The organism is Rhodanobacter sp. G1, assembly GCF_055397855.1.
Genome location: NZ_AP039674.1, coordinates 2257060 through 2275536, shown reverse-complemented (window position 1 = coordinate 2275536; position 18477 = coordinate 2257060). Strand labels below are relative to the sequence as shown.

Sequence of the window (18477 nt, the reverse complement as noted above, 5' to 3'; positions counted from 1 at the left end):
CCAGCAGCGGTTATGCCTGTTCGAGCCATGCGGTTACTGGATGCCGGCCTGCGCCGGCATGACGATTCAGGCAGTCGGCTGGATGATCGGCCTCAGTCCCCGCGGTCGCCCAGCTTCGGCATCTCCGGGTTCGCCGTGAGGTCGCGCTTGTTGCGCTGGGCGGTGAGCGGTTCGCCGTTGACCTGGTACCACACGTTCTCGGCGATGTTGGTGGCGTGGTCGCCGATGCGCTCGATGTTCTTGGCCATGAACAGCAGGTGCGTGCACGGCGTGATGTTGCGCGGGTCTTCCATCATGTAGGTGAGCAGCTGGCGGAAGTAGCCGGTGTAGGCGTCGTCCAGCTCCACGTCGTCCTTCCACACCTGGTAGGCGCGCTCGGCGTCGCGGTCGCGGTAGGCCTGCAGCACTTCGCGCACTTCGGAGGCGGCGAGTTCGGCGAGGTGGGCGAGGCCGCTGGTGGGGTGGATCGGCGCGGCCATCGACAGCGGAATGGAACGCTTGGCCACGTTGGCGGCGTAGTCGCCGATGCGCTCGATGTCGGCGGCGATGCGCAGCGCGGCGAACACGTTGCGCAGGTCGCCGGCCATCGGCGCGCGCAGCGCCAGCAGGCGCACCACGTCGTGGCTGATTTCCTGCTCTAGCTGGTCGATCGCGTCGTCGTTGCCCACCACGTGCTGGGCGGCGCGTTCGTCGCGGCGCTCCACCACGTCGATGGCGGCTTCCAGCTGGCTCACCGCCAGCTCGCCCATGCGCACCAGCTCGCCGGTGAGGCGCGCCAGTTCGTCGTCGTAGCTCTTGATGATGTGTTCTTTGCCAGTGCTCATGGTCGAGTTCCGTAGTGTCCAATAGGGAAGGGCATCGCGGGGCGGCCCCTCACCCTAACCCTCTCCCCGAAGGGGAGAGGGGATGTCGCCATGGCTAACCAAAGCGGCCGGTGATGTAGTCCTCGGTCTGCTTCTTCGAGGGCTTGGTGAAGATCTTCTCGGTGTTATCGAACTCGATCAGCTCGCCCATGTACATGAAGGCGGTGCGGTCGGAAACGCGCGCGGCCTGCTGCATGTTGTGGGTGACGATGACGATGGTGTAGTCGTGCTTGAGCTCTTCGACCAGCTGCTCGATGCGGCCGGTGGCGATGGGGTCGAGCGCCGAGGTGGGCTCGTCCAGCAGCAGCACCTCGGGGCGCAGCGCGATGCCGCGCGCGATGCACAGGCGCTGCTGCTGGCCGCCGGAGAGGCCCAGCGCGCTCTGCTTGAGCTTGTCCTTCACCTCGTCCCACAGCGCGGCGCGGCGCAGCGCCTGCTCGACGCGCGCCTCCATCTCGGGCTTGGACAGCTTCTCGTGGTGGCGGATGCCGTAGGCGACGTTCTCGAAGATCGTCATCGGGAACGGCACCGGCTTCTGGAACACCATGCCGACCTTGCTGCGCAGCCGGTTCAGCGAGTACGCCGGGTCGAGCACGTTCTCGCCGTCCAGCGTCACGCTGCCGGTGGCCTGCAGCCTGGGATAGATCGCGTAGATGCGGTTGAAGATGCGCAGCAGGGTGGACTTGCCGCAGCCGGACGGCCCGATGATGGCCGTGACCTGCTTCTCCGGGATGTCCATGTCGATGCCGCGCAGGGCATGGAAGCCGTTGTAGTAGAAGTCCAGCCCGCGCACTTCGATCTTGGTGCGGGCGGCAGCGCTGGCCGCGGCCGCGTCGGCGGTGCCCACGGCATCGTTGGCGGCGAAATCAGTCATGGGAAACCTTCTTGCGCGAGAACAGCAGGCGGGTCAGCAGGCTCAGGGCGAGCACGAACAGCGTGATCAGCAGCGCGCCGGCCCAGGCGATGCCGTGCAGCGCCGGATTGGGGTCGTTGGTGTACTGGTAGATCGCCACCGGCAGGCTCTCCATCTTGTCCAGCGGATGCACCGCCATGAAGTTGTTGCCGAAGGCGGTGAACAGCAGCGGCGCGGTCTCGCCGGCCAGCCGCGCCAGCGCCAGCAGCACGCCGGTGACGATGCCGGAGGTGGCCGCGCGCATCAGCACCTGGATGGTCATTTTCCACTGCGGGATGCCCAGCGACAGCGCGGCCTCGCGCAGGGTGCCGGGCACCAGCTGCAGCATCTCGTCGGTGGTGCGCACGATCACCGGCAGGCCGATCAGCGCCAGCGCCACGCCGCCGGCGAAGCCGGAGAACGACACCGCGCCGTGGGTGAGGTTGGACATCGGCAGCACGATGATCACGTAGACGAACAGGCCGAGCACGATCGACGGCGCGGACAGCAGGATGTCGTTGAGGAAGCGGATGGTGGCGCCCAGCTTCGAGCGGTGGGCGTATTCCGCGAGGAAGGCGCCGGCCAGCACGCCCACCGGCGCGCAGATCAGCAGCGCGATGGTGTCCATGATCAGGCTGCCCACGATGGCGTTGGACAGGCCGCCCTGGTCGGCGTAGGCGGTGATCTTGGTGAACAGGTTCCAGTTGATCGCATGCAGGCCGCTCTGCAGCGTCACCCACAGGATCCAGGCCAGGAAGATCAGGCCGATCAGGGTGGCGCAGCTGCTGAGGATCAGCGCGGCGACGTTGACCACGCGGCGGCGGGTGTGGACGGGAGCCATCAGTTGCCCTCCCGCCTGGCCAGGCGGCGCAGCATCAGGCGGGCGATCAGCAGCACCACGAAGGTCACCACGAACAGCAGGAAGCCCAGCGCGATCAGCGCCGAGCGGTGCGTGCCCACCGCCTCGTTGAACTCGTTGGCGATGCTGGACGAGATCGAGGTGCCCGGCATCAGCAGCGACGAGGTGATGTTGTACGAGTTGCCCAGCACGAAGGTCACCGCCATCGTCTCGCCCAGCGCGCGGCCCAGCCCCAGGAAGATGCCGCCGATCACCGCCGAACGCGTGTACGGCAGCACGATGTCCCACACCACCTCCCAGGTGGTCGAGCCCAGCGCGTACGAGGATTCCTTCAGCCGGGTCGGCACGGTCTGGAACACCTCGCGCATCACCGAGCAGATGAAGGGCAGGATCATCACCGCCAGCACGATGCCCGCGGTGAGCAGACCCAGTCCGATCGGCGGGCCCTGGAACAACTTGCCGACCAGCGGCAGCTTGCCCAGCGTGTCGCTCAGCGACGGTTCGATGCTGGCCATGAACGGCACGAACACGAACAGGCCCCACATGCCGTAGATGATCGACGGGATGCTGGCCAGCAGCTCGATGGCGGTGGCGACCGGGCCGCGCAGCCAGTTGGGCGCGATCTCGGTAAGAAACAGGGCGATGCCGAAACTGGTCGGCACGGCGAGTATCAGGGCGATCAGCGAAGTCGCCAGGGTGCCGAAGATCGGCGCCAGCGCGCCGTAGTCGTCGGTGACCGGGTTCCAGGCGTCGCTGGTGAGGAAGTGCAGGCCGTGGCCGAACAGCACCTCGCGTCCGCCCCACAGGGTGGACAGCGCGGCGCCCAGCAGGGTGGCCAGCACCAGCAGCGCGCAGAACTTGAGCAGCCGGCGGAACAGCCGGTCGTTGCGCGCGTCCGCATGGCTGCGACGGTCGGCGTCGGCGACGGACTTGGTCGTGGCGGGAATCGAGGACATGCGGCCTTCGCGAGGGGTGATGGGTCTTTCCCTTCTCCCTCCGCAGAAGCTGCCCGAAGGAGGATGGGGCGGGCGAGGTCAAGCGTATCGGCGTGCCGGAGCCTTCACCCCAACCCCTCTCCGCGCGGGAGAGGGGTTCGAGTGCAGGAGCTTACAGCTTGAACTGGGTCTGCCAGTACGTTTCGATCTGCTTCACCAGCGTGTCGGGCAGCGGCACGTAGTCGAGCGAGCGGGCCTGATCCTGGCCGTGCTCGTAGGACCACTTGAAGAAGTCGAAGGTCACCTTGGTGTTGGCCAGGTTCTTCGGCTGCTTGTACATGATCACCCACGAGGTGGCGGTGATCGGCCACGCGTCGGCGCCCGGCGCGTTGGTCATCAGCAGGTCGAAGTCCTTGGCGTTGGCCCAGTCGGCCGTGGCGGCGGCGGCCTGGAAGCTGGAGGTCATCGGCTTGACCACCTTGCCTGCGGCGTTCTTCATCAGCGCGTAGCCGATGTGGTTCTGCAGGGCGTAGGCGTACTCGACGTAGCCCAGCGAGTTCGGGATCTGCTTGATGTAGGCCGAGACGCCCTCGTTGCCCTTGCCGCCGATGCCGGCCGGCCAGTTCACGGCGGTGCCTTCGCCGACCTTGGACTTCCATTCCGGGCTGACCTTGGACAGGTAATCGGAGAAGTTGAAGGTGGTGCCCGAGCCGTCCGAGCGGTGCACCACGGTGATCTTGGCGGAGGGCAGCTTCAGGCCCGGGTTGAGCTTGGCGATGGCCGGATCGTTCCAGCTGGTGATCTTGCCCAGGTAGATGTCGGCCAGGGTCGGGCCGTCCAGCACCATCTTGCCCGGCGCCACGCCCTGCACGTTGAACGCCGGCACGATGCCGCCGATCACGTCGGGGAACTGGCCGAAGCCGAACTTCTGCAGCGTGGCCGGATCAAGCGGCATGTCGGACGCGCCGAAGTCCACGGTGCCGGCCTTGATCTGGGCGATGCCGCCGCCCGAACCGATCGACTGGTAGTTGACGTGGTTGCCGGTCTTCTCGGCGTAGCTGGCCGACCACTTGGAGATCACGGGGTAGACGAAGCTGGAACCCGCGCCGGTGATGTCGGTGGCCTGGGCGGTGCCGCCCAGCGCGATGGCGACGACGGCGGCGATCAGGCCCAGACGCGGGGTGAGGCGGATGGATTTCGACACGTTGGCTCCTTGGGAGGGACGACGGGCGGTGCCCGGTGCCGTTATTTCAGGCGTCCCGCATTGCAAGGATGTGAGGTAAATATTTCAGCGCGATGACAGGCGCGCGGCTGCCGTCGATCCATGCCGCTTTCAGGGCGTGGTTGCGGCCGATTGCAGCGTCTCCAGCTGGCGCCAGCGGTTGACGATGGTGCAGAACAGTTCGGCCGTGCGCTCGGCGTCGTACACCGCCGAATGCGCCTCGCGCGTGTCGAAGGAGAGGCCTGCCGCGCTGACGGCCTTGCTCAACACGGTTTGCCCGTAGGCCAGGCCGCCCAGGGTGGCCGTGTCGAAGCAGCTGAAGGGATGGAACGGATTGCGCTTGTTGCCGACGCGGCGGACGGCGGCATTGAGGAAGCCGAGGTCGAAGGCGGCGTTGTGGCCGACCAGGATCGCGCGCTGGCATCCGCAATCGCGCATGGCCTGGCGTACCGGCTGGAAGACGTGCTCCAGCGCGATGCGTTCGTCCAGCGCGCCGCGCAGCGGGTTGTCCGGATCGATGCCGGTGATCTCCAGCGCGCGCGGATCGAGGTTGGCGCCAGGGAACGGCTCCACGTGCGTGGAGACGGCCGGTTGCGGGTACAGGAAACCGGCCTCGTCCATGCCAAGCGTCACCGCGGCGATTTCCAGCAACGCATCGCGCTCGGCGTCGAAGCCGCCGGTTTCCACGTCCACGATCACGGGCAGGAAGCCGCGGAAACGCTCCGCCATGCGGCGGGCCATGCTGTTGCTGTTCGCATCCATCGGTCAAGCATATCAGCCGCTCGCCGCCTTTCGCGCCGGCGGCGCGGCCGCTGTCTTCATTCCGTAACGCGGATGGAATCGAACGGTCATTCGGCGGCGACATCCTGCTCGCGTTCCTGACAGGGCCGGCCAGCAGATCGATCAGGGGGCGGTCGTCGTGATTCCTACCATCCAGTGGAGAACATCAATGCGTTCCAAATTGCTCGCGGTGGCGATTGCCGCCGGCCTTGGCGTAAGCAGCTTCGCGGCCGCCGCCGCGCCTGCGCAGACCCACAACCACAAGAAGTCCGACAAGGTGTCGGTCAGCGCCAGCGAGCTGGCCGAAATGAAAGCCGAGATCGCCGCCCTGCAGCAGAAGGTGGATCAGCTCCAGTCCCAGTCCACCGACCAGGCGCAGGCCCAGCAGCAGACCGCCCAGCAGGTGCAGCAGGTGCAGGCGCAGCAGCAGGCCGTGGCCGCCGCGCCCGCGCCGGACGCCGCGCTCAGCAAGCGCGTGGACGCGCTGGACAAGCTGGTGAACAACACCACGCTCGGCGGCAAGATGTATTTCGACTTCAGCAACATCAACCAGAAGAACAGCGACACCGGCAAGACCAACAACACCGGCAACGGCTTCGACGTGAAGCGCTTCTACCTGAGCGTGACGCACAAGTTCGACGACATCTGGTCGGCCAACCTGACCACCGACTTCAACTACGTCAGCAGCGACGGCGAGACCAACCTGTTCGTGAAGAAGGCCTATGTGCAGGGCGCGTTCGACAAGGCGGCGATCCTGCGCGTCGGTTCGGCCGACATGCCGTGGATTCCGTTCGTGGAAGACTGGTACGGCTTCCGCTACATCGAGAACACCCTGACCGACCGCCTGCACTACGCGAACTCCGCCGACTGGGGCGTGCACATGCTCGGCACGGCCGGCGGCGGCATGTTCAACTACGCCGTGTCGGCGGTGAACGGCGGTGGCTACAAGAACCCGAACCGCAACAAGGGCCTGGACGTCGAAGCGCGCGTCGGCTTCCAGCCGGTCGAAGGCCTGATGGTCGCTCTGGGCGGCTATTCCGGCCACCTCGGCAAGGAAACCGAGAACACCAGCGCCGACCACACCGCGCAGCGCGGCGACCTGATGGTGGCCTATAAGAACAAGGCGTTCCGCGTCGGTGTCGAGTACTTCACCGCGAAGGACTGGAACAACGTGATGGTGCCGCAGTCCGACAAGGCGCACGGCTACTCGGTGTGGGGCAGCGTGGCGCTGAACGATTACCTGGCCCTGTTCGCCCGCTACGACAACGCCAAGCTCAGCCAGGATCTGGATCCGAACAAGAAGGACACGTACTACAACGCCGGCCTGCAGTACGCCGTGACCAAGGGTTTCGACCTGGCGCTGGCGTGGAAGCACGAGTCGGCCGACGCCGGAGTGGCCGCCCCGGTGCCGCCGCACGTGCAGAACGTGAAGACCAACGAGATCGGCGTGTTCGGCCAGGTCGCGTTCTGACACGCGGGTGTCCCGAAAGCGTCATCTGCCTGCGGCATCATCGCGCAGGCAGGCACGGATATCGTAAGGAGTTCGACCCATGGACGGAAAACGGCGGGCGCAAGCCCGCCGTTTGCTTTTCGCGCCGGTCGCTCGGATCAGCCGGCGACCGTCTTGTCCTTGTAGCGGCACAGGTCGCGGATCACGCAGTCCGGGCAGTCCGGCTTGCGCGCCTTGCACACGTAGCGGCCGTGCAGGATCAGCCAGTGGTGGGCGTCCTGCTTGAACTCGGCGGGCACCACCTTCTCCAGCTTCTCCTCCACCGCGCGCACGTCCTTGCCGGGGGCGAGGCCGGTGCGGTTGGCGACGCGGAAGATGTGCGTGTCCACCGCGATGGTGGGTTCGCCGAACGCGGTGTTGAGCATCACGTTGGCGGTCTTGCGGCCCACGCCGGGCAGCGCCTCCAGCGCCTCGCGCGTGCGCGGCACCTCGCCGCCGTGCTGCTCCAGCAGGATGCCGCACAGCGCGATCACGTTCTTCGCCTTGGCGTTGAACAGGCCGATGGTGGAGATGTATTTCTTCAGCCCTTCCTCGCCGAGGTCGAGGATCGCCTGCGGGGTGTTGGCCACCGGATAGAGCTTGCGCGTGGCCTTGTTCACGCCGACGTCGGTGGCCTGCGCGGAGAGCACCACGGCCACCAGCAGCTCGAACGGCGTGGTGTAGGCCAGTTCGGTGGTGGGATGCGGGTTCAGGTCGCGCAGGCGGGTGAACAGCTCGACCACGTCGGCGCGTTTCATGGGCATGTTCTCGGGTTCGTCAGGTGATTTTCCGGCCGTTCGCGCAGGTGCTGCCGAGTTAATCCCTCTCCTTTCGGGAGAGGGTGGCGGCAGCCGGGAGAGGGTACGGGCGGAGTGAGGTGCAGCGGCGCCACCGAACCCTCACCCCAACCCCTCTCCCGACGGGAGAGGGGCTCGGCATTGTCGTTGCCTGCCATGTAGTCGCCACGATGAACCGCGTTCACGGCGACTGTTCTCGTTGCTTCGCGCGGGCGCGTGCCAGCGCGGCCAGCACCGGATTGGTCGAGGCAGCGGTGTCCACCGCCGCCTTGCGCGCGGCCAGCTCCGCCTCGCGTTCGGCGGCTTCGCGCGCCAGTCGTGCCTCGCGTTGCCGGAAATGCTCGCGCGCGGCGTCGGCGTGGGCCTGGTCGATCTGTTCCGTCGGCATGGGTTCCAGCACGATGCAGTCCACCGGGCAGGCAGGCACGCACAGCTCGCAGCCGGTGCAGTCGTCGGCCAGCACGGTGTGCATCAGCTTGGCCGCGCCCACGATGGCGTGCACCGGGCAGGCCTGGATGCACTTGGTGCAGCCGATGCATTCATCCTCGACCACCCGCGCCAGCATGCGCGGCTTCTCGATGCCATGTGCCGGATCGAGCGGCAGCGCCGGCTTATCCAGCAGCGCCGCCAGTTTCGCGATGCCGGCTGTGCCGCCGGGCGGGCATTGGTTGATCCCGGCTTCGCCGCGCGCGATCGCTTCGGCGTAGGGCCGGCAGCCATGGTAGCCGCATTGTTCGCATTGCGTCTGCGGCAGGATCGCGTCGATGCGGTCGGCGAGTGAGTGCGTCACGGCAGCACGCTGTTCTCCCTATCCCCTTCGGGGAGAGGGCAGGGGTGAGGGGCGGGGCTGGCGATGAACTTCAAGATGGCGAAGATTGCTGCGCGCATATGTGGGCTATGGCGAGTGTGTCCCCTCACCCTGACCCTCTCCCCGGAGGGGAGAGAGGATGAAGGCACTTACCGCACCGTGGCGCCCGGCTGCGCGCCCTGGTCGGCATCGAGCAGGAACAGGTCGCTGCCGCCATCGCCGGCGGAGAGGATCATGCCCTCGGAGAGGCCGAAGCGCATCTTGCGGGGGGCGAGGTTGGCGATGAACACCACGTTGCGGCCGACCAGTTTCTCCGGCTCGCCGTAGGCGGCGCGGATGCCGGAGAAGATCTGCCGCTTGCCCAGCGCGCCGGCGTCCAGCTCGAAGCGCAGCAGCTTGTCCGAGCCGTCCACGAACTCGCAGGCCAGCACCTTGCCCACGCGCAGGTCGAGCTTGGCGAAGTCGTCGATCGCGATGGTGGCGGGTGCATCGGTGGATACAGAGGCGGCAGCAGGCTTGGCGGTGTCGTTCATGGGCTTTTTCTTGGGTGGTTCGGCAGCGGGCGCAGGCGTGCCCAGCGATTCCTTCGAGGCTTCGACCATCGCCTCGACCAGCTTGGGATCGAGGCGCGCGAGCAGCGGCTCGAAGGCGTGGATGGCGTGGCCGTGCAGCGCGTCGCGCGCATCGGCGAAGGTGGCGATGGGGGTGGCGAGGAATTGCTCGGCGGCGTCCACGGTGGCGGGCACGATGGGCTTGAGCAGGCCGGCGAGCAGGCGGAACGCGGCCAGTGCGAACGAGCACACCTGGTGCAGCTCGGCGCGTCGCGTGTCGTCTTTGGCCATCGCCCATGGCGCCTTCGCGGCGATGTGGCCGTTGACCAGGTCGGCCATCAGCACGAAGCGGCGGGTGAGTTCGGCGAATTCGCCGCCTTCGTACAGCGCCTCGATGCCTTCGTACTGGGCAAGCAGTTGCTGCCACAGCGCGGCGTGCTCCGCGTCGAAGCCGCCCGCGAGTCGGCCATCGAAGAACTTGTGTACGAAGCCCGCGGTGCGGCTGGCGATGTTCACCCACTTGCCGACCAGGTGCGAGTTGACGCGTTCCTCGAAGGCCTTGAGGTCGAGATCCACGTCCACCGGCGTGTCGTTGAGCAGGCTGGCGAAGTAGTAGCGCAGGTACTCGGGGTTGAGTCCGGCGTCGAGGTAGCTGCGTGCCTGGATGAAGGTGCCGCGCGACTTGGACATCTTCGCGCCGTTCACGGTGAGGTAGCCGTTGACGTGCAGTGCGGTGGGCGTGCGGAAATCCGCACCGTGCAGCATCGCCGGCCAGAACAGGCCGTGGAAGTTGATGATGTCCTTGCCGATGAAGTGGTGCATCTCGGCGCCGCTGTCCGCGCCGAGGTAGTCGTCGAACTTCAAGCCGGTGCGGTCGCACAGCGCCTTGAAGCTGGCGAGGTAGCCCACCGGCGCGTCCAGCCACACGTAGAAGAACTTGCCCGGCGCATCGGGAATGGGAAAACCGAAATAGGGCGCGTCGCGCGAGATGTCCCAGTCCTTCAGTCCGCCGTCCAGCCACTCGCGCAGCTTGGCGGCCACGCCCGCGTTCGCCACCGGCTTGCCGTTGGAATACTTGCCGGCAAACCAGTCGCGCAGCAATTGCTCGAACTTGCCCAGCTCGAAGAAGTAGTGTTCCGAATCCTTCAGCACCGGCGTGGCGCCCGACATCACCGAATACGGGTTGATCAGGTCGGTGGGCGCGTAGGTGGCGCCGCAGTGCTCGCAGTTGTCGCCGTACTGGTCGGGCGTGCCGCACTTCGGGCAGGTGCCCTTGATGTAGCGGTCGGGCAGGAACATCTGCTTCTCGGGATCGAACAGCTGCTGGATGCTGCGCCTGGCGATGCGTCCGCCGTCGCGCAGCCGCGTGTAGATCAGCGAGGCCAGCTCGCGGTTCTCGTCCGAGTGCGTGGAGTGGTAGTGGTCGAAGGCCACGCCGAAGGCGGCGAAGTCGGCCTCGTGGCCTACGCGGATGCCGGCGATGAAGGCTTCCGGCGTCATGCCGGCCTTCTCGGCGGCCAGCATGATCGGCGTGCCGTGGGCGTCGTCGGCGCAGACGTAGGCCACCTGGTTGCCCATCATCCGCTGCGCCCGCACCCAGATGTCGGCCTGGATGTAGCCCAGCAGGTGACCCATGTGCAGCGGGCCGTTGGCGTAGGGCAGGGCGTTGGTGACGAGCAGGCGGCGGCTCATGGCGTCTCGTGTAGGCAGGTGGATTCGCGATTATGGCATGCGGGCCTCGATGGCCGTCGCCGGCATTCCCGCGGTTGGCCGGCGCGAACCCGCTGACGCCATGGATGCGTTTGGATACATTCGTGCCTGTCTTGGCGAAGCGGCGGGTGGCGATGAACGGGAAACGCGACGCGGTCGATACCGTGGTGTTCGACCTGGGCGGCGTGCTGATCGATTGGAATCCGCGCCATCTCTATCGCCGGCTGTTCGACGACGAGGCGGCGATGGAGCGCTTCCTCGCCGAAGTCTGCACCGGCGCCTGGAACGAGCAGCAGGATGCGGGCCGCCCGTGGCGCGAAGCGGTGGACAGCCTCAGCGCGCAGTTTCCGCAGCATGCCGAGCTGATCGCGGCTTACCGCGACGGCTGGCGGGACATGCTGGGCGACGCGATCCAGGGCAGCGTGGATCTGCTCGCCGAACTGAGGGCGCGCGGCGTGCGCCTGTATGCGTTGACCAACTGGTCGCACGAAACCTTCCCGCTTGCGAAGGAGATCGAGCGGTTCGGTTTCCTGCACTGGTTCGAGGGCATCGTCGTTTCCGGCGAGGAGCGGCTGATCAAGCCGGATCCGCGCATCTACCGGCGGCTGTTCGAGCGCTACGCGATCGATCCTGCGCGGGCGATCTACATCGACGACGCGCGGCGCAACGTCGATGCGGCGTCAGCGCTGGGCATGCATGCGTGGTGGTTCCGCGATCCCGCGGGCCTGCGCGGCTGGCTGGCTTCGTACGGGCTGGTATCGGCGTAGCGGAGGCTCCTGTCGCCGGCAACGCCGTCGCAGGCGGGCTGGGTGTTACGAAAAACGCGGGCCATGGGCCCGCGTTTCGTCATGGATGCGATTTTGCCCGCGAAGCGGCCGGCTACGGCTGCCGTTCCCAGGTCTGGCTGCGCCCCAGCAGCGCGAAGCCGATGTAGCCGTGTACGTCGAGCTTCCGGCCGCCGTCCTCCAGCGTGAGCTTCACCTTGTAGGTCTTGCCGTTGTGCGGGTCGAGGATCTTGCCGCCGTCCCACACGTCGTCGTCCTTGCGCACGCCCCACATGATCACCATGCCCTCGACGGGCTGGTTCTTGCGCGAACCGTCGCACTTGACGCAGACCGGGTGCGGGCCCTCGTCGGACTGCAGCACCTGCAGCACCTTGGCCTGCAGCTCGCTGCCCTGCTCGTAGATCTGCACGATGGACTTGGGCTTGCTGGTCTGGTCGTCGATGGTCTTCCACGTGCCCACCGGCGTGCTGGTGTCGGCGGCGGAAACGGCGCCCGCGCTCAGCAGCAGGCCGAAGGCGAGGGCGAGACGAACTGCGTGCTTCATGACGGGCTCCCGTGCGTGACAGTATGGTTTCGAGCCTGCCGGTACCCGGCGGGGGCGTCAAGCTGCGTCGCGCCATGCGGCTGACCTGCATCAGCCGGGGCGCTGGCCGCCGCTGGCATAATGTCCAACTCCCCATCGCATCCAGACACGACATGACGCAGGCGAACGAAGCCCTGGTGCGCCGATTGCTCGGCGAACTCACCGACCCCCACACCGGCGCGCCGCTGGCCGAAGCCGCGCGCGCGGTGGGCGTGGACGGGGCGCGGGTGTCGGTGGATCTGCAACTGGGCTATCCCGCCGGCGGAGCCATCGAGGCCTTGGCCGCACGGGTGAAGCAGGCGCTGGAGGCCGACCCCGCCATCGAGTCGGCCGCCGTCTCCGTCACCAGCCGCATCCAGTCGCACAAGGTGCAGGGCACGCTGGCGCCGCTGCCCAACGTGAAGAACATCATCGTGGTGGCCTCGGGCAAGGGCGGCGTGGGCAAGTCCACGGTGGCGGCCAACCTCGCGCTGGCGCTGCAGGCCGAAGGCGCGAAGGTGGGCGTGCTCGACGCCGACATCTACGGCCCCAGCCAGCCGCGCATGCTCGGCATCGGCGGCAAGCCGGAATCGCCCGACGGCAAGAGCATCACGCCGATGCAGGCGCACGGCCTGCAGGCGATGTCGATCGGTTTCCTGGTGGACGAGGAGACGCCGATGATCTGGCGCGGCCCGATGGTCACCCAGGCGATGATGCAACTGCTCACCGACTCGCGCTGGGACATGCTCGACTATCTCGTGATCGACCTGCCGCCCGGCACCGGCGACATCCAGCTCACGCTGTCGCAGAAGGTGCCGGTGGCCGGCGCGGTGATCGTCACCACGCCGCAGGACATCGCCCTGCTGGATGCGCGCAAGGCGCTCAAGATGTTCGAGAAGGTGGAGGTGCCGGTGCTCGGCGTGGTGGAGAACATGGCCACCCACGTCTGCTCGAACTGCGGCCACGAGGAGCACATCTTCGGCGAGGGCGGTGGCGCGCGCATGGCGGAGCAATACGGCGTGGCCTACCTCGGCTCGCTGCCGCTGGACATCCGCATCCGCGAACAGGCCGACGGCGGCACGCCCACCGTGGTGGCGATGCCGGACTCCGACCTCGCCGCGCGCTACCGCGGGATCGCCCGCAACGCCGCCGGGCGGCTGTCGCGCCAGCCGCGCAACAAGTCGCTGGGGCTGGGCAAGATCGTGGTGCAGGGCACCCCGTGAGAACCCGTTCGGAAGCTACTGCGCGAACACAGGGCGAGCGCGGTCGATGCTCGAAATCCTCATGTATTGACCCATACACTCCGGTTCCTGCGCGTCGCCCACGCCCGCCCTGCGTCCGCTCGCTACGCTTCCGAACAGGTTCTCAAGCATGAACACCCCGCGGCGCGTGCTGTGCCTGTGCGGCAGCCTGCGCCGGGTCTCGTCCAACCGCGCCGCGCTGGAAGCCGCGCGGCGACTGGCTCCCGCGTCGCTGGATCTGGCGCTGTACGACGGTCTTGCAGCCCTGCCGCTGTTCAATCCGGACGACGAGGTCGACCCGCTGCCGCCAGCCGTGCTGGCGCTGCGCGAAGCCGTGGGCCGCGCCGATGCGTTGCTGGTCGCCTGTCCCGAATACGCCCACGGCGTGCCCGGCGCGTTCAAGAACCTGCTGGACTGGCTGGTCGGCAGCGTGGAGTTTCCCGGCAAGCCGGTGCTGCTGCTGAATGCCTCCGCGCGCGGTTCGCATCACGCGCAGGAGGCATTGGCCGAGATCCTGCGCACCATGTCGGCCGAGCTGCTGACGACGCGGCCCATGCCGGTGGCCTTGCCCGGCGCGGGCTGCACGGTGGAGCAGGTGCTGGACAGCACGGAACGCTGCGCGGAACTGCGTGCGGCGATGGATTGTCTGAAGGCCGGGCCAGGGTGATTCGCCGTTCCGCTGGCGCCGCGCCTCCCCGACCATGTATTTTTGCCGCTTTACGCCCGGCCCGGCCGGGCGCCACGCTGATTGCGGAGCGCACGTGAGCATCAAGTCCGACAAGTGGATCCGCCGCATGGCCGAGGGCCACGGCATGATCGAGCCGTTCGAGCCGGGCCAGGTCAAGCAGAACGGCGACGGGCGCATCGTGTCGTACGGCACCTCCAGCTACGGCTACGACGTGCGCTGCGCGCGCGAGTTCAAGGTGTTCACCAACATCAATTCCACCATCGTCGACCCCAAGGCGTTCGACCCGAACAGCTTCGTGGACGTGACCTCGGACGTGTGCATCATCCCGCCGAATTCCTTCGCGCTGGCGCGCACGGTGGAGTACTTCCGCATCCCGCGCGACGTGCTGGTGGTGTGCCTGGGCAAGAGCACCTACGCGCGCTGCGGGATCATCGTCAACGTCACGCCGCTGGAGCCGGAATGGGAGGGCCACGTGACGCTGGAGTTCTCCAACACCACGCCGCTGCCGGCGAAGATCTACGCCAACGAAGGCGTGGCGCAGATGCTGTTCTTCGAATCCGACGAGCCCTGCGAAACCAGCTACCGCGACCGCGGCGGCAAGTACCAGGGCCAGCAGGGCGTGACCCTGCCGCGTACCTGAACAGGCCCGCCGCGCCCGCGCGCCGGCGACGCCCCGCGCACTAAACTCGCCAAGCCATCTCGACCGCTTTTTGCAGGAGAAACCGATGACCCGTCTTTCCACTCTTTTGACCCGTGCTGCAGCCGCACTGGTGCTCGGCAGCGCGCTCGTGCTCAGCGGGTGCCACAGGGAAAGCGTCAAGCAGCAACAGGCCGACGCGGCCCAGTGGAAGGGCAAGTTCGACACCACCATCGAGGCCTACAAGGAAGGCCAGTTCCTGATCGACGGCGCGGTGCTGTCGGCGGTCGACGCGGGCAGCCACTTCGCCTACCTCAAGGACATCGGCAAGATGCCCCGCACCGTGCTGCTGTTGGCCAGCGACGACTCCAAGGTGCGCAAGGTGCACCTGCAGTACATGGCGCGCATGTCCATCGACTACGGCTTCACCGTGTACTACGACAAGGGCGGCCAGCTCGTGCAGATCAACGCGATCAACACCAAGGCGCGCCAGTTACAGGATTACCATGCGCCGGCGAAGGCCGACGGCAACAGCCAGGATTGCAGCAAGACCGCCGCCGGCTGCGACAACCTCGATCAGGCCGCGCAGCAGCAGCGCTGATCCGGCCCCAGTTCGGAACGAAGCCCGCGGAGCGATCCGCGGGCTTTTGCTTGGTCTTTGCAATCATCCCTGATTGCGGGAGTCAAACGGGCGGCCATCCATGGCCGCACTTTTCAGTTCTTCGAGCTTTTGCCGCAGCGCGGCCAGCCGCGCGGCCAGTGCCTCAGCGGCGTAGGGCACGGCGCCGCCGCTTCCCCATACCGGGCCGGGCCAGGCGGCGTCGCCCTGCGTGCGCGCCACCACGTGCAGATGCAGCTGGCGCACGATGTTGCCCAGCGCGCCGAGGTTGAGCTTGTCGCAGTGGGCGGTCGCGCGCAGCGCGGCGCCGGCCTGGTTCGCCTCGCGCCACAACTGCTGCTGTTCCGCTTCGGCAAGGTCGACCACTTCCACCATGCCCGCGCGGCGCGGCACCAGCACCAGCCACGCGAAGCGCGTGTCGTTCATCAGGAGCAACTCGCACAACGGCAGCGTGGCGACGTGGTAGGTGTCGGCTTCCAGCCGTGGGTCGAGCGCGAAGGTCGCCTCGCTCATGCGCCGGCCAACTGCTGGTCGAAGAACGCCAGCGTGCGCTGCCAGGCCAGCGTCGCGCTGGGTTCGTGGTAGTGCGCGTCGGCGTCGCGGTTGAACGCATGGCCCGCGCCGGCGTAGGTGAACACTTCCATCTGCGGCAGCAGTTCGCGGTGCTGCGCCACCGCCTCGGGCGGGATCGAAGGGTCGTTCTCGCCGAAATGGAACATCACCGGCGCCTTCGGCTTCTCGCCGAGGAAGGGCACGTTGCGCGCGCCGTAATAGCTCACCGCGGGCAGGCCGAGCCGCAGCGCGGAAAGCAGCGCGATGGTGCCGCCCCAGCAGTAGCCCACCACGCCTACCTTGCCGGAGGAAGCGATGGACTCGGCGGCGCTGGCCACGTCCTCCAGCGGACGATCCAGTCCCAGTTCGGAAATCAGCGCGCGGCCGCGCGCCATGCCCGTCTCGTCGTAGTCCAGCTCCAGCCACGATTCCAGGTGGTCGAAGAAGGCCGGTGCGATGGCCGTATAGCCGGCCGCGGCGAAGCGGTCGGCCACGCTGCGGATGTGCGCGGTGACGCCGAAGATCTCCTGCACCACCACGATGCCGCCCTTGGGCTTGCCCTCGGGCTGGGCGAGGTAGCCGCCGATGCACTGCGTGCGCGAGGTGGGGATGTTGATGTGCTGGCCCATGGCGGTGGTTCCCGTGGCGGCGATGCGGGCGATTCTAGCTGGCGCACGTGCTGGCGGCGGGTGAAGACACGATGCTTCCGCCCTCCGCCCGTCATTCCGGCCTTTACCCACTGCTGTCCGGAATAATTTTGAACATTCGTGGCCGCGGTCTTTCTCGTCATTCCGGCGCAGGCCGGAATCCAGTGGCCGTGCGGCCTGAGCGAACATGGTCGCTACTGGATCCCGGCCTTCGCCGGGATGACAGTCTGGATAGGTGGTCGTTATCGGAAATGAAGTCGCTTTCTCGCAATGCTTCGTGCAAGCGGCGCGGGCCTTCATCCTTCGACACCGTCCCCAGATTATTCCGGACAGTAGTGGGCCTTTACCGGAATGACGGGCTTGCGTTCGGAGCCTTGGCCCAGGCTGCATACCCGTATAATTCGCCGTTTCCCCTTCAGTCCACGGTTGCCGCCGCCATGTCGCAGGCCTCGCAGAAAATCGGTTTCGTCAGCCTCGGCTGCCCCAAGGCGCTGGTGGATTCCGAGCGCATCCTCACCCAGCTCAAGGTCGAGGGCTACGAGATCGTGCCCAGCTACGGCGAGGCCGACGCGGTGGTGGTGAACACCTGCGGTTTCATCGACGCGGCGGTGCAGGAGTCGCTGGACTCCATCGGCACCGCCCTGCACGAGAACGGCAAGGTGATCGTCACCGGCTGCCTCGGCAAGCGCGCCGAGCTGATCCGCGAGGCCTACCCCGACGTGCTCTCGATCAGCGGCCCGCAGGACTACGCCAGCGTGATGCACGCGGTGCACGAGGCGCTGCCGCCGGTGCGCAACAAGTTCCTCGACATCGTGCCGGACACCGGCATCAAGCTGACGCCGAAGCACTACGCGTACCTCAAGATTTCCGAAGGCTGCAACCACCGCTGCAGCTTCTGCATCATCCCGTCGATGCGCGGCGACCTGGTCTCGCGCCCGGTGGATCAGGTGCTGCTGGAAGCCGAGAAGCTGGTCAAGGGCGGCGTGAAGGAGCTGCTGGTGATCTCGCAGGACACCAGCGCCTACGGCGTCGACCTCAAGTACGCCGAACGCGAATGGCGCGGCAAGGCATACCGCACGCGCATGACCGAACTGTGCGAGGGGCTGGCCGAGCTGGGCGCGTGGACGCGCCTGCACTACGTCTACCCGTATCCGCACGTGGACGAGGTGATGCCGCTGATGGCGGAAGGGAAGCTGCTGCCGTACCTCGACATCCCGTTCCAGCACGCCAGCCCGCGCATCCTCAAGCTGATGAAGCGCCCCGGCAACATCGACAAGACGCTGGAGCGCATCCGCAACTGGCGCAAGCTGGTGCCCGACCTCACCATCCGCAGCACCTTCATCGTGGGCTTTCCCGGCGAAACGGATGCGGAGTTCGAGGAGCTGCTGGACTTCCTGCGCGAAGCCGAGCTGGATCGCGTGGGCGCCTTCGCCTACTCGCCGGTGGACGGCGCCAAGGCCAACGAACTGCCCGGCGCCGTTTCAGAGGAACTGAAGGAAGACCGTCTCGAACAGTTCATGGCCGTGCAGGCGGAAATCTCCGCCGCCAAGCTGCAGCGCAAGATCGGCCGCACCATCAAGGTGCTGGTGGACGAGGCGAGCGCCGAGGGCGCCGTGGCGCGTTCCGCCGCCGACGCGCCGGAGATCGACGGCAGCGTGTTGATCGCCGATGGGCAAGGCCTCAAACCCGGCCAGTTCGTCGACGTGGTGGTCGAGTCGGCGAGCGAGCACGACCTGCATGCGCGCCTGGCGCATCCCGCGCTCAAGGTGATTTGAGTGCTGGCCGCTGCGGGTGTTCCGATTACCCGCAAAGTGCACGCCAACCCTCACCGTTCGCCCCC

19 protein-coding genes and 1 other RNA gene are annotated in these 18477 nt (G+C 67.1%); 8 read left to right on the top strand and 12 right to left on the bottom strand.

All coding sequences use genetic code 11. The features are described from left to right. Positions 1–92: 92 nt before the first annotated feature. From phoU to rnt, 6 genes are all read right to left on the bottom strand, one after another. Positions 93–824: a phosphate signaling complex protein PhoU gene (gene phoU / locus ACZ5Z2_RS10345; RefSeq protein ID WP_464758472.1), complete on the bottom strand. Its 732-nt coding sequence runs from the start codon at positions 822–824 to the stop codon at positions 93–95. 94 nt (positions 825–918) lie between these two features. Then, positions 919–1737 carry a phosphate ABC transporter ATP-binding protein PstB gene (gene pstB / locus ACZ5Z2_RS10340; RefSeq protein ID WP_464758471.1) on the bottom strand — a complete coding sequence of 273 codons (819 nt, stop codon included), beginning with the start codon at positions 1735–1737 and terminating at the stop codon, positions 919–921. Beyond that, a complete protein-coding gene (pstA, locus tag ACZ5Z2_RS10335) occupies positions 1730–2596 on the bottom strand; it encodes a phosphate ABC transporter permease PstA (RefSeq protein ID WP_464758470.1) in 867 nt (288 codons plus the stop codon). Before pstA ends, pstB begins: the two co-directional genes overlap by 8 nt. Further along, positions 2596–3570 (bottom strand): phosphate ABC transporter permease subunit PstC, encoded by a 975-nt coding sequence (pstC, locus tag ACZ5Z2_RS10330; protein WP_464758469.1) that lies wholly within the window; start codon positions 3568–3570, stop codon positions 2596–2598. Before pstC ends, pstA begins: the two co-directional genes overlap by 1 nt. 151 nt (positions 3571–3721) lie before the next feature. Next, positions 3722–4723 (bottom strand): phosphate ABC transporter substrate-binding protein PstS, encoded by a 1002-nt coding sequence (gene pstS / locus ACZ5Z2_RS10325; RefSeq protein WP_464761692.1) that lies wholly within the window; start codon positions 4721–4723, stop codon positions 3722–3724. Between the two features lie 159 nt (positions 4724–4882). Continuing rightward, positions 4883–5533: a ribonuclease T gene (gene rnt / locus ACZ5Z2_RS10320; protein ID WP_464758468.1), complete on the bottom strand. Its 651-nt coding sequence runs from the start codon at positions 5531–5533 to the stop codon at positions 4883–4885. A gap of 187 nt (positions 5534–5720) precedes the next feature. Here rnt and ACZ5Z2_RS10315 point away from each other — a divergent pair, with 187 nt between their 5' ends. Continuing rightward, positions 5721–7022, top strand: coding sequence for a porin (locus ACZ5Z2_RS10315; RefSeq protein ID WP_464758467.1), 1302 nt, complete (start codon positions 5721–5723; stop codon positions 7020–7022). 137 nt (positions 7023–7159) lie between these two features. Here ACZ5Z2_RS10315 and nth read toward each other — a convergent pair whose 3' ends face one another. From nth to metG, 3 genes are all read right to left on the bottom strand, one after another. After that, positions 7160–7798: an endonuclease III gene (nth, locus tag ACZ5Z2_RS10310; RefSeq protein WP_464758466.1), complete on the bottom strand. Its 639-nt coding sequence runs from the start codon at positions 7796–7798 to the stop codon at positions 7160–7162. A gap of 220 nt (positions 7799–8018) precedes the next feature. Beyond that, a complete protein-coding gene (locus ACZ5Z2_RS10305) occupies positions 8019–8627 on the bottom strand; it encodes an RnfABCDGE type electron transport complex subunit B (RefSeq protein ID WP_464758465.1) in 609 nt (202 codons plus the stop codon). 167 nt (positions 8628–8794) lie between these two features. Further along, positions 8795–10888 (bottom strand): methionine--tRNA ligase, encoded by a 2094-nt coding sequence (metG, locus tag ACZ5Z2_RS10300; protein WP_464758463.1) that lies wholly within the window; start codon positions 10886–10888, stop codon positions 8795–8797. Positions 10889–11040: 152 nt separating this feature from the next. Between metG and ACZ5Z2_RS10295 the strand changes: the two genes are divergently transcribed. After that, a complete protein-coding gene (locus ACZ5Z2_RS10295) occupies positions 11041–11673 on the top strand; it encodes an HAD family hydrolase (protein WP_464758462.1) in 633 nt (210 codons plus the stop codon). 112 nt (positions 11674–11785) lie between these two features. On the opposite strand, the gene ACZ5Z2_RS10290 is transcribed toward ACZ5Z2_RS10295, so the two are convergent. Next, on the bottom strand, positions 11786–12235 hold the full coding sequence (locus tag ACZ5Z2_RS10290) for a DUF2147 domain-containing protein (protein WP_464758461.1): 450 nt from the start codon (positions 12233–12235) through the stop codon (positions 11786–11788). Positions 12236–12387: 152 nt separating this feature from the next. Here ACZ5Z2_RS10290 and apbC point away from each other — a divergent pair, with 152 nt between their 5' ends. The 5 genes from apbC to ACZ5Z2_RS10265 all read left to right on the top strand — a co-directional run bounded on the left by apbC (position 12388) and on the right by ACZ5Z2_RS10265 (position 15420). After that, on the top strand, positions 12388–13476 hold the full coding sequence (gene apbC, locus ACZ5Z2_RS10285; RefSeq protein ID WP_464758460.1) for an iron-sulfur cluster carrier protein ApbC: 1089 nt from the start codon (positions 12388–12390) through the stop codon (positions 13474–13476). Between the two features lie 61 nt (positions 13477–13537). Next, a non-coding RNA gene (locus tag ACZ5Z2_RS10280) (sX9 sRNA) lies at positions 13538–13613 on the top strand. 11 nt (positions 13614–13624) lie between these two features. Beyond that, on the top strand, positions 13625–14161 hold the full coding sequence (locus tag ACZ5Z2_RS10275; protein ID WP_464758459.1) for an NADPH-dependent FMN reductase: 537 nt from the start codon (positions 13625–13627) through the stop codon (positions 14159–14161). A gap of 94 nt (positions 14162–14255) precedes the next feature. Further along, a complete protein-coding gene (dcd, locus tag ACZ5Z2_RS10270) occupies positions 14256–14822 on the top strand; it encodes a dCTP deaminase (protein ID WP_464758458.1) in 567 nt (188 codons plus the stop codon). 85 nt (positions 14823–14907) lie between these two features. After that, positions 14908–15420 (top strand): hypothetical protein, encoded by a 513-nt coding sequence (locus ACZ5Z2_RS10265; RefSeq protein ID WP_464758457.1) that lies wholly within the window; start codon positions 14908–14910, stop codon positions 15418–15420. Positions 15421–15483: 63 nt separating this feature from the next. Here the strand turns inward: ACZ5Z2_RS10265 and ACZ5Z2_RS10260 are convergent, their stop codons facing one another. Further along, the gene (locus ACZ5Z2_RS10260; RefSeq protein WP_464758455.1) at positions 15484–15951 is read right to left on the bottom strand and encodes an HIT domain-containing protein; all 468 of its coding nucleotides are present in this window, start codon (positions 15949–15951) and stop codon (positions 15484–15486) included. Beyond that, the gene (locus tag ACZ5Z2_RS10255) at positions 15948–16619 is read right to left on the bottom strand and encodes a dienelactone hydrolase family protein (protein ID WP_464758454.1); all 672 of its coding nucleotides are present in this window, start codon (positions 16617–16619) and stop codon (positions 15948–15950) included. The genes ACZ5Z2_RS10260 and ACZ5Z2_RS10255 overlap by 4 nt, the downstream gene beginning before the upstream one ends. A 455-nt stretch (positions 16620–17074) precedes the next feature. Here ACZ5Z2_RS10255 and rimO point away from each other — a divergent pair, with 455 nt between their 5' ends. Beyond that, a complete protein-coding gene (gene rimO, locus ACZ5Z2_RS10250; protein WP_464758453.1) occupies positions 17075–18412 on the top strand; it encodes a 30S ribosomal protein S12 methylthiotransferase RimO in 1338 nt (445 codons plus the stop codon). Positions 18413–18477 lie beyond the last annotated feature (65 nt).